The sequence below is a fragment of the Calothrix sp. CBUCES-K 9914 genome, from assembly GCF_059640475.1.
The window spans coordinates 1-14,723 of record NZ_JBXXZH010000234.1 but is presented as its reverse complement, the minus strand read 5'-3'; the positions used below and the strand labels follow the sequence as shown (position 1 = coordinate 14,723).

14 protein-coding genes are annotated in these 14,723 nt (G+C 37.6%); 7 read left to right on the top strand and 7 right to left on the bottom strand.

Features of this window, described 5'->3' with window-relative positions; all coding sequences use genetic code 11:
* Nucleotides 1–498: 498 nt before the first annotated feature.
* Both AC2JBO_RS34985 and AC2JBO_RS34980 read right to left on the bottom strand, forming a co-directional pair.
* A complete protein-coding gene (locus tag AC2JBO_RS34985; RefSeq protein WP_496958246.1) occupies nucleotides 499–2,169 on the bottom strand; it encodes a hypothetical protein in 1,671 nt (556 codons plus the stop codon).
* 207 nt (nucleotides 2,170–2,376) lie between these two features.
* Nucleotides 2,377–2,898, bottom strand: coding sequence for a hypothetical protein (locus AC2JBO_RS34980; RefSeq protein ID WP_496958245.1), 522 nt, complete (start codon nucleotides 2,896–2,898; stop codon nucleotides 2,377–2,379).
* 423 nt (nucleotides 2,899–3,321) lie between these two features.
* Between AC2JBO_RS34980 and AC2JBO_RS34975 the strand changes: the two genes are divergently transcribed.
* Both AC2JBO_RS34975 and AC2JBO_RS34970 read left to right on the top strand, forming a co-directional pair.
* A complete protein-coding gene (locus AC2JBO_RS34975; protein ID WP_496958244.1) occupies nucleotides 3,322–4,176 on the top strand; it encodes a Fic family protein in 855 nt (284 codons plus the stop codon).
* 29 nt (nucleotides 4,177–4,205) lie between these two features.
* Complete coding sequence (locus tag AC2JBO_RS34970; protein ID WP_496958243.1) at nucleotides 4,206–5,675, top strand: Fic family protein; 1,470 nt, start codon at nucleotides 4,206–4,208, stop codon at nucleotides 5,673–5,675.
* Nucleotides 5,676–5,711: 36 nt separating this feature from the next.
* On the opposite strand, the gene AC2JBO_RS34965 is transcribed toward AC2JBO_RS34970, so the two are convergent.
* Nucleotides 5,712–6,032, bottom strand: a complete 321-nt coding sequence (locus AC2JBO_RS34965; protein ID WP_496958242.1) for a DUF5615 family PIN-like protein — start codon at nucleotides 6,030–6,032, stop codon at nucleotides 5,712–5,714.
* A 2-nt stretch (nucleotides 6,033–6,034) separates the two neighbouring features.
* On the bottom strand, nucleotides 6,035–6,253 hold the full coding sequence (locus tag AC2JBO_RS34960; protein ID WP_496958241.1) for a DUF433 domain-containing protein: 219 nt from the start codon (nucleotides 6,251–6,253) through the stop codon (nucleotides 6,035–6,037).
* 69 nt (nucleotides 6,254–6,322) lie between these two features.
* On the opposite strand from AC2JBO_RS34960, the gene AC2JBO_RS34955 reads away from it, so the two are divergent.
* Entirely contained in the window at nucleotides 6,323–6,529 is a 207-nt protein-coding gene (locus AC2JBO_RS34955) for a DUF433 domain-containing protein (RefSeq protein WP_496958240.1), read from the top strand.
* 269 nt (nucleotides 6,530–6,798) lie between these two features.
* Here AC2JBO_RS34955 and AC2JBO_RS34950 read toward each other — a convergent pair whose 3' ends face one another.
* From AC2JBO_RS34950 to AC2JBO_RS34940, 3 genes are all read right to left on the bottom strand, one after another.
* Nucleotides 6,799–7,509: an actin-binding WH2 domain-containing protein gene (locus tag AC2JBO_RS34950; protein WP_496958239.1), complete on the bottom strand. Its 711-nt coding sequence runs from the start codon at nucleotides 7,507–7,509 to the stop codon at nucleotides 6,799–6,801.
* Between the two features lie 122 nt (nucleotides 7,510–7,631).
* Complete coding sequence (locus AC2JBO_RS34945; RefSeq protein WP_496958238.1) at nucleotides 7,632–8,339, bottom strand: actin-binding WH2 domain-containing protein; 708 nt, start codon at nucleotides 8,337–8,339, stop codon at nucleotides 7,632–7,634.
* Nucleotides 8,340–8,422: 83 nt separating this feature from the next.
* Nucleotides 8,423–9,964, bottom strand: coding sequence for an FAD-dependent oxidoreductase (locus AC2JBO_RS34940; RefSeq protein WP_496958237.1), 1,542 nt, complete (start codon nucleotides 9,962–9,964; stop codon nucleotides 8,423–8,425).
* Between the two features lie 304 nt (nucleotides 9,965–10,268).
* On the opposite strand from AC2JBO_RS34940, the gene AC2JBO_RS34935 reads away from it, so the two are divergent.
* From AC2JBO_RS34935 to AC2JBO_RS34920, 4 genes are all read left to right on the top strand, one after another.
* The gene (locus tag AC2JBO_RS34935; protein WP_496958236.1) at nucleotides 10,269–11,588 is read left to right on the top strand and encodes a glycosyltransferase; all 1,320 of its coding nucleotides are present in this window, start codon (nucleotides 10,269–10,271) and stop codon (nucleotides 11,586–11,588) included.
* A gap of 46 nt (nucleotides 11,589–11,634) precedes the next feature.
* Nucleotides 11,635–12,630 carry a glycosyltransferase family 2 protein gene (locus AC2JBO_RS34930; RefSeq protein ID WP_496958235.1) on the top strand — a complete coding sequence of 332 codons (996 nt, stop codon included), beginning with the start codon at nucleotides 11,635–11,637 and terminating at the stop codon, nucleotides 12,628–12,630.
* Nucleotides 12,631–12,693: 63 nt separating this feature from the next.
* Nucleotides 12,694–13,539, top strand: coding sequence for an ABC transporter permease (locus AC2JBO_RS34925; RefSeq protein WP_496958234.1), 846 nt, complete (start codon nucleotides 12,694–12,696; stop codon nucleotides 13,537–13,539).
* Nucleotides 13,540–13,541: 2 nt separating this feature from the next.
* Nucleotides 13,542–14,723: ABC transporter ATP-binding protein (locus AC2JBO_RS34920; protein ID WP_496958233.1), on the top strand; the 1,182-nt coding region annotated here is incomplete at its 3' end.

The window sequence follows — 14,723 nt, the reverse complement described above, 5'->3', positions numbered from 1 at the left end:
TTTATAAACGCGAACTATGTTTAGTACTTTTTTACCTCTATTTCCCTTAACCGAGCAGTATTGTGAGGTGTCTTAATTAAGAATAAATAGGCAGGGTGAGTAACGAAAACTATATATATTACAAGGGGCGCCTACCGATACTAATAAAATCCGCCTGCTTCACACATCCAGAGTATAGTAAATATGTTCTTAATTGCTTAAGCTACGTCCAAATTTTTCTATCAATTCGCTTACGCTCATATTGCGTGCGTTAGCTTCGCTTTTCATGTTCTCCCATGCAGTGGGAGTCACTACGATTTGATGGCGCTCCTTCACTTCGTTGTGCAGTATAGGGGTATTCTCTTTTTTGTCCTTTTTTATTAGCCATACAAATAGATATTGTGTATAATCTGAATATAGACTATACAATAATTTTTGCAATAATAGTTATAAAATAATAAGTATAAAATGTATGGCGGTATAAAACTATATTAGCAACACCTTTTGTGGATATTTCAATTATTTAGTTCTATTTTCTAAGAGAAACTTTGCTGGTACTGCACGGTCAGAATTTGGATATCGCTGTACAATTTGTTGCAAATACTCACGTTGACCGCTGAGGTAATAATTGGAGAACATTAAATCGTCTATATATGTACTTTGGGGAAACTTAATTTGTAATTCGCTGATGATTTGGTCTATACGACTTTGATAATCTTGTCGTATTTGTTTATCTGAGTCTTCCCAATTACCATTATTTGGGTAACTGGCGCCATAAAATATATTTTGCGGTTTTCCTGGGACATTCGCAGGAGGATGGATACGAAGCGTTTCAGCTTCTGGATGATTTTCAAATTGCCATAATAAAGTTGCTGCTATTTGGTAAAGCGTTTTTTCTCGCATTTGCGGGGATATATTAGGGTTTGCTAGCAGCTTTTGATATAGTGATATTGCTACAGCATTTTGACTTGATTCTTGATAAAGTTTTTGTACTACGCTGGCGCCGCGTCGTTGCGTATTGCAAACCCACCAAGTTTCACAGTCACTCATGGGTAAATGCCATGCTCGAAAACCATCCCAAATTGCCATATAACCATTTTTCCAACCACCTGCACTTGCCCAGTTTAAAGCAATACGATATTGAGAATCTGGTGTATTTTCCTGTTGCCATTTTAGTAAATTTTGCCAGCGCTGCCTTTGTTCAGTCAGCATAATTTGCGTTTGTTTCTGAGCATATGCTGTTGGAGTTTGAGATGCACCTGTCCACCAGTAAGGGTTGTAATTGTAGTAGCTGCCTAAAACTTCGGTAGGCATTTTTGTTAAATCTAATTTTTCTGAAGTTTGTAAGGCTTTGGTGTAATTCTGAACTCTGGCATATTTTACTGATAAAGCATATTGCAGCAAAGGAGCTATTGGTTTATTATCAGGTTCTGTTAACAGTGTTTCTAGCTGCTCGGTCGTTAAACCCACATCTAATAACGAACGTAAATAAGGATAAGCCAAATATACGGCATCTTTATCACCCATCGGCTGTGTCATCATTTTTATCCACAGTCGCGTAGCTGCCATAATATCGTTTTGTTCCTGTAGCGCGCGAGCTAAACGATAAGTTGCATCATCAGCACCTGGATGGTTCGGGTAACGACTCAGCCATTCAACCCACTCTTTTGTTTGTTGTGCTGGCGCCTTTTTAGCATTACGGTCACGAATAGCTTTGCTACGTTCGGCGCCGTCAAAGTAAGATTTTCCTGTTAAATCACCATACTCACGACATCCTTTGATAAACTTAGACTGGGGATATTTCTGAGCAATATTAACCAATAAATAGTAAGCATGAGTTCTTCTAATTGAATGGCTTTCGTAGCCAGCAGCGCGCGTCAACGGTTGAAGCTTTCCAATATTATTGTTAATAATATTTTGTAATAATTTTGTTCCTTCCGAATCTCCATGACGTTCAAGTTCAGCAATTGCCCAAACTTGGTCAGGAGATTTTGAGTCATTTGCAAAGTTTTGTAAAATAGATTTACCGATAAGATGAATTTTACCAGCTTTGATGATTCCTAAACGCTCTACTAATATTCGTTCTTGAATTGCAGGCGCCAAACCACGGTAATATGTGATAGCATCCTTAATTTGATTTTGACTTGGTTGTTTTAATTTTTCAAACTTAGACCACTGAGGTAAATTCAACGGTTTAGGGTCTTGAGATGAAGGTTGTGGATATATTGCGTCGTAACCCAGTGCCGCAAGAAAATCTTTATTAAACTCGGAATTATTGAACTGATAATAATTATTGTATTGAAATTCAGTAGCAGATGTATCTGGTTTGAGATTTGTACGCGCGAGTTGAATTAAGCGGTCGCGTACTGCCTTATCATCTAACCCAAATTCTTTTTGCTACTCTTTCTCATTTTTAATATCATCATACGTACCATCACGCAAGCTCTTTAAACTTCCTGTCACTAAAGAAATTTCTGGCGTTGTTAATTTTCGTTGCAAATGCCGCGTTAACCATAAAGTAGTATAAGGTTTACCCAAACTACGAATACCCAGTACACCATATTCTTGACGAACATCATCTTTAGAGCGAGTGTAATAATCGAGTAAAGGATATGAAGAAGCACCGTATTTTTTCCAAACAGGATTTTGTGGTTTACCCTTACCCCACTTCAAAACCATAATATCTTGTTGAATAGCTGCTGCTATCTCTTGCCAAGCTGGGTCAGTCCGTAGCTTATCCCGTATCTCCTCATCAACTTCTATCTGCGTCAACTTCTCTGGACTGAGTTCTTCTGCTTGACGCGCGGCTACTTCCGGAGATGGTATTTGTGTGGCAGAATATGATAGTTTCCAAAATATACCTGATGTTCCCAAAGTCACGAGACTCAAAACTAAGTACAAATATTGACGCAACTGCATTAAGATTCTATTTTAGATAATTAATTATGTAAGTACATAGTATCTATATTTACTTGCGTGGCTAATATTTTTCAGCATTTCTTCAACTTTGTCTTGACTTTATTTGTAAAAAATAGGGTTTTAGCAAGGCGCCTGAGTAGTTCGCAAAATTCGCACATTTTTGTAGAGACCCGATTAATCGCGTCTCTACTTACATATTACTATAGTATAATAGTATTTGTATACTTAACTTAAAGTTATAGGGAGAAACATCCTGAACCATCATTTATATTCGTAGTTGAATGGCGCCTGTGCGTTCTTCGAGCAATCATTTCGCTTTAATGTACTAATTTGACAACCAGCAGTAGTCAATTTTAGACAATGATAGTACCTAAGTATTTATATTTTTACAATAAATCAAAAATTTTAAAAGGAAGAATGTAAATGTCTCCTTATTTATGGCAACCTATTGATGACCTCCCTGAAAATTGGAGCAATTTGCGTTCTTCTCAATTAGAAATACTAATAAATGCCTGGAAAAACCGCGTACAACAACTTCAAGACTCAACAATTTTAGAAACTTTTAAGGATAGTTTGCGCTCTGAGTGGTTATCTGAAGTCGATATGCTTGAATATCTTTATTCGACTGATAGAGGTACGACACAGGTTATTATTGAGAAAGGTATTGAATTAAGCTTACCAACTATAAGCTCTGAAGTTAGATTGGCTGAGTTAAGTGTTCCTAAGAAAATTGAAGGATTGTTTGTTTTTGTAACGAAAGAAAGAAATCTTTCAGTTTTCTACATTAAAGAGCTACATCAAGCATTAACAAGGAATCAAGCAACTACATGGGCACAAGATTCATTTGAAAATCTTGTTGAAATACCTTTATTGCATGGACAATGGAAATATCAATCGAATAACCCTAAGCGTCCAGATGGGATTATACACCAGTACTGCCCTCCTGAACAAGTTATATCAGAAATGGAGCGTTTGGTTGAAATGCACAACAATCATTTAGAGATAGGCGTACCACCTGAAATTGAAGCTGCTTGGTTACATCATCGCTTTACACAAATTCATCCTTTTCAAGATGGGAATGGTCGAGTTGCTCGGACTTTAGCATCATTAATATTTATACGTCAAGGATTATTCCCTATAGTAATTACCCGTAATGACCGCCAAGAATATATTAATGCTTCGGAAGCTGCGGATTCAGGAAATATAACACGTTTAATTAACCTTTTCTCACGTCTACAAGAAAAAATATTAATTAAAGGGCTAGGACTGCGGGCATAGATTTATACTTATACGTAGAGGAAATAACTATGGTATTAATTCGTAACAAATGGGAACCAATTGAAGATTTACCTGTAAACAGGGTAGCGTTAGCATCATCTGAACTCGAAAGTGTTACTGAAATTTGGAGAAGTCAGGCTGAAAAACTCCAATATTCAGATGCACTTAAAAAGTTCAACGAACAATTAAGTCGAGAATGGGCAATTGAAACCGGTATTATTGAAAATATTTATTTTATTAATAAAGACACAACACAGCTTCTAATTGAAAAAGGAATTCAAACAGCTTTAATTACCTATGATGCGGCTAATAAGCCAGCAGAACTAATAGTTCCATTTTTGCTTGCTCACCAAGAGGCTTTAGAAGCATTATTTGGTTTTGCACGAGATGAACGCGAACTTTCACTTTTCTTTATTAGAGAATTACATCAAATTTTAACACAGCATCAAAAAACTGTTGATGCGATTGATGCTTTTGGGCGTAAAGTTCAAGTACCCCTTCTACACGGACAGTGGAAACAACGTCCAAATAATCCAACTCGTAAAGATAGAATTTATGAGTATTGCCCTCCAATGCAGGTTCAACCAGAAATGGAACGTTTAATTAGTATGCATTTGGAGCATATAAAACAACGAGTACCACCAGAAGTTGAAGCCGCTTGGTTACATCATAGATTTTCCCAAATTCATCCATTCCAAGATGGTAATGGACGGGTTGCGCGCGCGTTAGCTTCGCTTATTTTTATCAAAGCTAATTGCTTTCCTCTTGTTGTCACACGTTATTACCGGGATGAATACCTTGACGCATTAGAACAAGCTGACAGAGGAAATTTGTTAAGTTTGATTGGTTTATTTGTAAAACTTCAAAAAAAAGCATTTGTTAAAGCATTAAGTCTCTCAGAAAATGTTGTCAAAGACCATGAGCCAATAAAGAAAGTTATTTTAATAGGTATAGAACGTTTAAAAGCTAGAAAACAAAAATCTATGCAGCAAACACAAAGTTCTGCATTTAAACTTTCTCAAAAGCTCGAAATTATTGCAGAAGAAAAGTTTAGAGCAGTTGCTTCTGCTTTAAATAACGAATTAAAACAAATAGAATCAAGTTATTTTGCTTTGGTCGAACGAAGTGTTGAAACTAATGCTGACTGGTTTAGACAACAAGTAGTTCACACTGCTAAAATATTAGAATATTACGCTGATACCAGGACTTACCATTCTTGGATTCGACTAAAAATTAAAGAAGATAGACAAACTGAAATTACTCTTTCATTTCATGCATTAGGCGCCGAGTTTTTTGGTATTATGGCTGCATCTGCCTTTATTGAGTATCGAGATAAAACAGAACAGCAAGAAGTAATTTTCGATAAGCCTGATATTTTATGTAGCGAAATCTTCCAATTCTCGTATACAGAGCAAGAAAACTTTGTTACTCAAAGATTTCAATCTTGGCTAGAAAATATTCTTCTTGCAGGGTTAGACCACTGGAAAAACCAACTTTAATAGTATATTAATGGGAAGCACAATTAGTACATTCATTTATAAACTAACAACCGTAGCTTGACCTTTAGTTGTAGAAGGTAAAATCTCTAATATCTTTGGCACTAAAGGTTTTAAGTCTGCTAGTCGATTCGTAGAAGCTTGCAAAACAACCACAGCAATATTGAATTGGGTTAAATTTTGTTGAAATGACAAGTTGCGGTCTACTGTGATAAAAACATCAAATTCTTTTTCTGCAAGGGCAAGGAGTTGACCATTCTTAATTCCTGCCCATCCCATAGTAGGAACTGTTTTTACTTCATAATTAGTAAACTCTCTTGCCAGCTTCCGGTCAATGCATTCATCTAACAAAAGTTTCATACTTAGGCAGCAGTTAAAATTATGTGTTTTTCTACTTCCTCAAGCAGTGCAATTACTTGCTCTCTACTGACGGTTGGAAACCCATCTAAAAAATCATCTATTGATTCTCCAGCTTTTAGATAATCTAAAAGAGTTTGCACAGGAACTCTTGTACCTGTAAAAACTGGAGTTCCACCCATAACTTCGGGTGAGATGCTAAGAACTTGATGACTTTCAAACATTAGCTTTTAACCCTTTATACTTCTATCATATATAGTATAATAGTATTCCCTAGCATTCAACTTAAAGCTATGGACTCGCAATCGCGAATTATTATTGATTCCAATATCCTTGTTGGCAAACCCATTATTAAAGGTACTCGTCTTACTGTCGAATTTATTATTGACCTCCTTGCCCAAGGTTGGACGACTGATGAAATTCTCCGTAACTACCCAGGTATTGTTGTTGAAGACATTCACGCTTGTTTAAGTTATGCCATCTGTACGAGTAAGGAGTAATTGTTTTAGAACAAATGTACGAAATCGAGAATCAATTTTCTGAGAATTTATTTAGTAGATGTATAGCCTATCGTAAGGTGCGTGAAAGCTGCCTAATTTTTTAATAAGCGTAAAGATTGTAATAGCTTTCACACACCCTACTTCTCTTCCTTTGTGACCTTTGTGCCTTTGTGGTTCATTGCTCTTACCTCTGTTCCCTAATAGTCTCTGTGGTAAATAAAAAGACATAGAAATCACAAGCAGGGATGCCTGTTCCACAATTTAAAATATTAGCGATTGCCTAAAATTTCGGAGATTGCTGATACTATATCCAGATAGAAGTTGCCTTGTACTGCTCTAAACATCTCGAACTTGGTATCTGGTGAACCAAAGAATGGTCGTAGGAACCAACCTAGTTGCATTCCGATGAAGGCATATAGTAGTAACCATGACCTTAATATAGTGGTACGGGTTTTTTTGCCGACTTCATCCAGTTCTGATAGTAACTGCATTCCTTCGTATAGAAATTTTATGCCGAAGAATCCTGTGATGCCAAAGATGGCAACGTTTAGTAGTTTGAAAAATTGGTATGCTTTAGGAGCGGTGATTAAGAAGAATAGTGTTACTGGCGCGAAGCTAAATAGTAAGACGCTAATTACTGAGATTGCTGTCATTAATACGACAAAGTGCTGTTGGACGCTACTGCGGGAACCAAATAGTACGTTGAAGAAGAATAAGGTGGGGAAACAGATTATTAGTGTAAGTAGGTAAAATGCTGGTAGTTTGATGGCGCCTGATAATGCTTGGGCAAAGCTGTGGGATGAACCTATTATGGCGCCGTATATTGCAAAGAATATAGAACTGGATACGAATAATGATGTTGCTTTGCTTTGTAGACGTATGCTTTGTTTTATTTCTTCTAGGAAGTTTTGACGGTCTCTTAGTAGGCTAAGTAGGACTGTGAAGTGTTGGATGTTGTTTGTCTTTTTTTGTTGAAGCATGATTTTTTTTATTTAACCACAAAGGCACAAAGGACACAAAGGAAGAGGGGGAAAGGTAGGGTGCGTGAAAGCCATTACAATCAAGAGCAAGGTAAAAAATTAAACTGCTTTCACGCACCTTCTTACGAGCGGACACCTAATAAGTACATTATTGATTGCAGTACGCTTAGGTAAAAGTTTCCTTCTCGTTCTCTAAATAGTTGAAATGCTGAGTCGGGTGTGCCAAAGAATGGTCGTAGTGTCCATCCTAGTTGGCTTCCTACGAATGCGTATAGTAGTAGCCAAGAGCGGATGATTTTACGACGCACGTCGCTTCCTTCTCCGTCTTGTTCTAAGACTATTTTTGCTGCTTGGTGTAGTGAGGATATACCAATAAATCCTGTCAGAGAAAAAATGACGACGTTTAAGAGGATTAGAAATTGGTAGTTGTTTGTAGTTATTAAAAAGAAGAGTGTTATTGGTGCGAAACTAAATAGTAATACGCTGATTACTGATACTGCTGTTAATACTAGGGCAAAGTGTTGGGGAAATGAGCGTTTGGAACCAAATATTATGTTGGAGAAGTATAGGGTTGGTAGGCAGATTAATAGGGTTAGTAGGTATAATGCTGGTAGCTTTACAGCAGATGATAGTGCTTGCATCCAACTGTGATAGGCGCCTATTATTCCTCCGTATATTGCTAGGAATAGGGAACTACATACTAGTAGCGAGATTATTTTTGTTGGTAGTCTTACTCCTTGGCGTATTTCTTCTAGGAAGGTTTGACGCTCTCTCAGCAGGTTGATTAATGTTGTAAAGTTTCTGTTTCCTGTGGTTCTTTTTTCTAACATGTTTTTTATGAGGTTTTTATAATTTGTTTGAATTGGTATACGTGTAGAGACGCGAAATTTCGCGTCTCTACAACATCGGGTTTTCAATCAAAATAGTCTGCTCCTGAACCATATTTCCATGCGTCGATGCGACGGTGCCAGTAATATTGTTGTTGTAATGATAATCTTTCTACCCAAGGTTTCATATGTTGATTTAATGAATATAAGATTGAGTAAATACCAAGGTTAATGTAATGCACCGTCCAGTCGAGCAATGCAATAATTCCAACTTGAAGTATTATTTTCATTACTAGTAGCGGATGCTGTAAACCTGTTTTTAATAAAGTTTGTGTTAACCCTGAAAATTGAATCACATCTTGCAAAAATGGTTTGAGTATTGGTTCTCCTAGTTTTTGCATTTCGATAAATACTGCTGATAACAAATTATTTATTTGGTTGGCGCCTACTTTTTGCTCAATACCTACACTCATCGCTTTCTGAAATAACCATGTAACTGTTAAGTTCGGTTGATATGGTTGAAGTAATGATAAAGCTTTACTTGATAACTCATCACTCGCAAGCGCTTCTTCTACACCTTGTGTCAACCTGCGTAGATGTCGCACCATTGCCCCAAAACCCCCAAAACTTAATGGTGACTGGCTGCCACTACTGTCTCCAACTGGTAAGATGCGATTAAATGGTGTTTTTAAAGGGCTTTCTCGATATGATGGAAAATATCCAAATAATGCACGCTTAATATCAAGCTGTTTTAATTCCACACCTTGGTATTGAGGCATTAATTGGAGATAGTCCTCAAAGAGTTCTGCTAAATTAGGGCGCCGCAAATTTGCATCCATGTAAGTAAACATGTATGTTGTTCTTCCGTCTATTGCTGGGAATGCTTCCCAAAAGTACTGACACTGGTTGTGCAAGGGTGTGTTAGATAACAACAAGTCACCGGTTCGGTTTTCCGGAAAACCTTGGGCACATGTTCCAACAACTAAACAAAGTGCATCAGGTTTCTTTCCGCCGCGCGCTTGTTGCACAATGGGTGAAAAGTGCCCCATCGCATCTATCAAAAGTCTGGTTTTATATTGCTTATTAATAATTATACCGTCTGGATGTACAACGGCTTCTTGGAATGGGGTATTTTCATATAACTTACCGCCTTTCTCTAGAAATTTTTGCTTGAGCGTCTCTAGTAGGTATGCTGGGTCTACTCCTATATTAAGTACGTCTTTTACCCAAACTTCTACACCTTCGTGAAATGCGACCCGCGCGGGATTATATTCTGTAACTATTGCTTTTTGTAATTCTTGCTCTGTAAGCAGTCCTAACTCTACAAATACTTGTAGCTCATGGCGTGAAATATTCCACTCTTGTTCTCTTCCCTTTAAAATACCTCTTTCTAATAGTACGACTGAGGCGCCTCGAAGTGCCAAAGCGGCGCCTATCAATATTCCTAGCGTACCACCGCAAATTACCACATCCGATTCAATATTGCCAATAAGCTCAGAATTCTCTGTAACTACTGTGGGTACAGGAATGTTACCTTCGCGCAATTTTTCGAGTAAGGCATCAGCACGCTGTAACCCACCCCATATGTTACCTGGTAGACGTGCGAGAACTTCTTCTGTTAAAGACATGGTAAATCAAGTATTACAACAATACTAGTAATGTAACGATATTTGACTCTACAGTTTCTACGGTTGATATTTTTACCATAGAGACACGGATAACACAGAGAATAGGTGAAAAGTTTTACATGTGTGTGAGTAAAATCACTGGTTATTTTTGGATTTGCTTATAAACTGGTATAAAGAGACAACAAAGATATACTATATGTAAATATTATCTCCAAGAAAATATTTACTGCTTATCCCTATTAATGACCACTATATGTACCTTAATAAACAGCATTTAAACAGCAAGTAAGCTGTTGGTTAAGCTATGAAAATTGCTTTTATAGTCGAGAAATTTCCTGCACTCACGGAGACGTTTGTTTTAAATCAAGCTGTTGGTTTAATCACACGTGGACACCAAGTTGATATTTACGCGCGTCAATTGGATGATACACCTAAAGTTCATCCTGATGTTCTACGTTTTAATTTGTTAGAACATACATATTACGCACCGTCTGTTCCGAAGAATTATGTCTGGCGCCTGCTTAAGGCGATAAAATTAGCTGTTAAGTTCCGCTCCTCATATAAGATAATACTGCGGTCGCTGAATTTATTAAAATACGGTAGGCGTGCAGCTTCGTTGAGGTTATTTTATTTAGTTATACCCTTACTACCATCACGAGCATACGATATCATCCACTGTCAATTTGGAATGTTCGGTATTGAAGGTGTCATACTGCGTGAGATAGGCGCCATTCAAGGCAAGTTAGTTACCTCGTTCCGTGGGTATGATATTAGTTGGTATGTCAAAGAATATGGAGACAGTGTTTATGAAAAATTGTTCCATGACGGTGACTTTTTTCTTAGCAACTGCCAATTCTTTCGTAACCGCGCGATAAAACTAGGGTGTGATGAAAATAAAATAGTTGTGCATGGTTCTGGAATCGATTGTAGCCGATTTGTTTTTAAACCGCGTAATATTAGCGACAACGGTCAAATTAAAATTGTCACAACAGGTCGTTTGATTGAGAAAAAAGGAATTGAATACGGAATACGCGGTGTTGCAAAATTTATAGAGCAATACCCAAATTTGAACATTGAATACAACATTATAGGTGCCGGATGTTTACAAGATTATCTACAAGAATTGATACACTCCCTCAATATGAGTGGTAAAATTAACTTGCTAGGAAGAAAAAACCAGCAAGAAATTATTGAAATTTTAAATAACTCTCACATCTTCATAGCACCCAGCGTCACCGCAAAAGATGGGAACCAAGACGCACCTGTAAACACCTTGAAAGAGGCAATGGCAATGGGACTACCAGTTATCGCAACCCTCCACGGAGGTATTCCCGAATTAGTCCAAGATGGTATTTCTGGTTTTCTTGTACCTGAACGAGATGCAGATGCTATTGCGGAAAAAATAATGTATCTTATCGAACATCAGGATGCTTGGTTGGAAATCGGAAAAGCAGCTAGAAGTTGTGTAGAAGAACATTATGAAATTAACAAGCTCAATGATGAACTTGTTGAAATATATCAGAAGTTGATCCCCCCAACCCCCCTTAATAAGGGGGGCTTTGAACCACCTTACTCTTCTGTTGATAACGAAACTTCAAACCCCCTCTTGTCCCCCCCTTATTAAGGCTAGGGGGGATTCAAATAAACACTATATTAAAATCAAAATTACTATGTTAAGCACATCAAACCCACAAGTAACTATTATCGTCGTACCGCGCGAGCGGTTCAGTTACACACGCGAATCATTAACAAGTATTTATACTAATACGAACTATCCATTTGAGTTGATATATATAGATGCTGGTTCACCTCCACATATTAAAGACTATCTAGCAAGTGAAGCTAAAAACAAAAAATTTGAGTTGATACGTAAAGATTGTTACCTTTCACCAAATCATGCGCGTAATCTTGGGTTGCAGCGAGCTACTAACCAATACGTAGTTTTCATTGATAATGACGTTATCGTTTCATCTGGATGGTTGCAGTCATTGATACAGTGTGCAGACGAAACACAAGCAACTGTAGTCAGTCCTTTAATATGTCAGGGAACAGCATTACATAGTGAAATTCATTGTGCTGGTGGAGAAACAGGAATCTTGGAAGAAACCAAAAACGGAATACAAAGGCGCCGAATCATTGAGAAAATCTATATGCAAGGCAAACAACTCGTTCACACTCAAATTGAACGACAATCAACAAAACTTGCAGAATTTCATTGTATGTTAGTGCGTCGAGACATCTTTACTTCAATAGGCTATCTCGACGAAAACCTACTCAACACTAAAGAACACGTAGATTTCTGTATGCTTGTTCAAAAAGCTAAGGGTTCAATCTACCTAGAACCAAAATCAATCGTAACCTACGTCCCTACTACATCTCTAAAACTTACAGATATACCCTTTTACATGCTGCGTTGGAGTGACGCTTGGGAAAAAGCAAGCCTACACCATCTATGCAAAAAATGGAATCTAACCGAAGACGAATATTTTAAAAATCGCTATCAACGCTTAGGATGGCGCCGTCATATGACCATTATCAACCCAATCACCAGTAAAATCCCTCTTCGTGTCGGCGCCAAAATCACCAACAAACTCTTACGTCTTCTTGATAAACCAATAAACAAACTCCTAACCAACCACTACACCAAAAAATATCAACACACCTAACCTCTTCTTTCTCTTTCTCTTTCTTCCTTTGTGTCCTTTGTGGTTCATTCCCTCCTCCTCATAATGAAACAAGAAATCATCTACACACCAGAAAGCAGTCTCCGACATCCTAAAAAACTACTTCGCGAAATGTGGCAAGACCTCCTCGCATCGCGCGAACTAGCATGGAGACTAATGTTACGTGATATCAACGCACAATACCGTCAATCTTTACTTGGCATAACCTGGGCATTTCTACCACCAATAGTTATGGCAACAGGATTTACCTTAGCAAACCAAGCCAACGTTATTCAAGTTGGAAAAACAGATATACCCTACCCAGCTTACGTCACCTTCAGCACCGCACTTTGGCAAACATTCGTTGAAGCACTTTCAGCACCATTACAAGCTGTGATAGTCGCAAAACCAATACTCGCAAAAGTCAACTTTCCGCGCGAGGCACTAATTATAGCCAAACTCGGAGAAACCTTATTTAACTTCGCTATCAAAATTCTTCTAATTATTGCCTTATTTATTTGGTTTCAAATTCCAGTCACTTGGACAATTATATTAGCTCCTGTCGCAATTATTCATTTAATCTTACTTGGTACATTAGTTGGTGTATTACTGGCGCCTCTCGGTCTACTATACCAAGATATTTCCAGAGGACTAACATTAATAACAGGTTTTTGGCTATTTCTCACACCTGTAATATATCCAGTTCCCAAAACAGGTATTTTTGGAACCTTAGTAAACTTTAACCCCGTCACACCTTTATTAGTTACAGCGCGCGAATTAGCCACTACTGGAAACTTATCGCAATCTACAGGGTTTTGGATTGTCAGCATTATTACATTTATTGGGTTAATCTTAACATGGATAGCCTTTCGTCTCGCAATGCCATTTGTTGTTGAGCGGGTAGGTTCCTAATTATGACTTATTTAACTGTAGAAAATGTATCTAAAAAATTCTGTCGCAATCTCAAACAGTCTTTAAAATATGGTGTTCAAGATATTATTACAGAAATAACAGGTACAAATAGAAACAGTGAAAAACTACGTAATGGAGAATTTTGGGCATTACAAGATATTAGTTTACAACTACAACCAGGTGAAGCACTTGGTTTAGTCGGCGCCAATGGAGCGGGTAAAACTACTTTATTACGTTTGATTAGCGGTTTGATGAAACCTGACACCGGATGTATTAAAGTGCGTGGTAGAGTGGCGCCACTCATTGCATTAGGCGCCGGCTTTAACCCCATCCTCACAGGACGTGAAAATATTTACGCTAACATGTCGATATTAGGATTATCGACACAACAAATTACCAAACGGTTAAAAGACGTAATTGATTTTGCCGAAATTGATACTGCCATTGATGCACCTGTACAAACTTATAGTTCGGGGATGGCAGCACGTTTAGGTTTCGCTTGCGCTGTTCACATCGAACCAGATGTACTATTAATCGACGAAGTATTAGCTGTTGGTGATATAAAATTCCGAATGAAGTGCTACCAAAAACTAGCGCAGCTACGCGAACAGGGTACAGCTTTTATTTTAGTTGCTCACAATCCACATGTTGTACTGAATGTATGTGAGTCTTCGATTTATTTAGCAAAGGGTAATATTATCACTTCTGGAAATACTGGTGATGTGATTCGCGCTTACGAAGACGATTTAAATATGGTGAATTATTCTGAGTCTTCGAGTGTTATGTATTTACCAGCTAAACCTGAAGCGGAAAGTATGGGTGTTGATATTACTTCATTGTGCTTTAAAGATAATCAAAGTGAAGTTATTCCAATTTTAATATCTGGTAAACCTGCTAATTTAGCTATTGAGTGTAAAGCTTATCAAAATCTTGAAAATTTAAATATTGGTGTAATTATTTCCGCTTTGTCGGGACAGAATGAGCGCGTTTTATATATTACATCAGCTAGTGATAATGAATTAATGCAAATACAAAGTGGCGCCGTTGAAATTCAAATGCAAATGCCATGTTGTTGCTTGCTGCCAGGTTTGTATAACGCCAAAATCTATATTAAACAGGGGGTGCAGTCTTTAGATATTGTGCAGTCATTTCGATTTGCTGTTAAGGCGAATCAAGTGATTAGT

Excerpts from the sequence above, each read along its gene's own strand:
- AC2JBO_RS34940 (WP_496958237.1), bottom strand. The coding sequence starts at position 9,964 with ATGTCTTTAACAGAAGAAGTTCTCGCACGTCTACCAGGTAACATATGG.
- AC2JBO_RS34935 (WP_496958236.1), top strand. The coding sequence starts at position 10,269 with ATGAAAATTGCTTTTATAGTCGAGAAATTTCCTGCACTCACGGAGACG.
- AC2JBO_RS34955 (WP_496958240.1), top strand. The coding sequence starts at position 6,323 with ATGGACTCGCAATCGCGAATTATTATTGATTCCAATATCCTTGTTGGC.
- AC2JBO_RS34970 (WP_496958243.1), top strand. The coding sequence starts at position 4,206 with ATGGTATTAATTCGTAACAAATGGGAACCAATTGAAGATTTACCTGTA.
- AC2JBO_RS34965 (WP_496958242.1), bottom strand. The coding sequence starts at position 6,032 with ATGAAACTTTTGTTAGATGAATGCATTGACCGGAAGCTGGCAAGAGAG.
- AC2JBO_RS34930 (WP_496958235.1), top strand. The coding sequence starts at position 11,635 with ATGTTAAGCACATCAAACCCACAAGTAACTATTATCGTCGTACCGCGC.
- AC2JBO_RS34975 (WP_496958244.1), top strand. The coding sequence starts at position 3,322 with ATGTCTCCTTATTTATGGCAACCTATTGATGACCTCCCTGAAAATTGG.
- AC2JBO_RS34980 (WP_496958245.1), bottom strand. The coding sequence starts at position 2,898 with ATGCAGTTGCGTCAATATTTGTACTTAGTTTTGAGTCTCGTGACTTTG.
- AC2JBO_RS34950 (WP_496958239.1), bottom strand. The coding sequence starts at position 7,509 with ATGCTTCAACAAAAAAAGACAAACAACATCCAACACTTCACAGTCCTA.
- AC2JBO_RS34960 (WP_496958241.1), bottom strand. The coding sequence starts at position 6,253 with ATGTTTGAAAGTCATCAAGTTCTTAGCATCTCACCCGAAGTTATGGGT.
- AC2JBO_RS34925 (WP_496958234.1), top strand. The coding sequence starts at position 12,694 with ATGAAACAAGAAATCATCTACACACCAGAAAGCAGTCTCCGACATCCT.
- AC2JBO_RS34945 (WP_496958238.1), bottom strand. The coding sequence starts at position 8,339 with ATGTTAGAAAAAAGAACCACAGGAAACAGAAACTTTACAACATTAATC.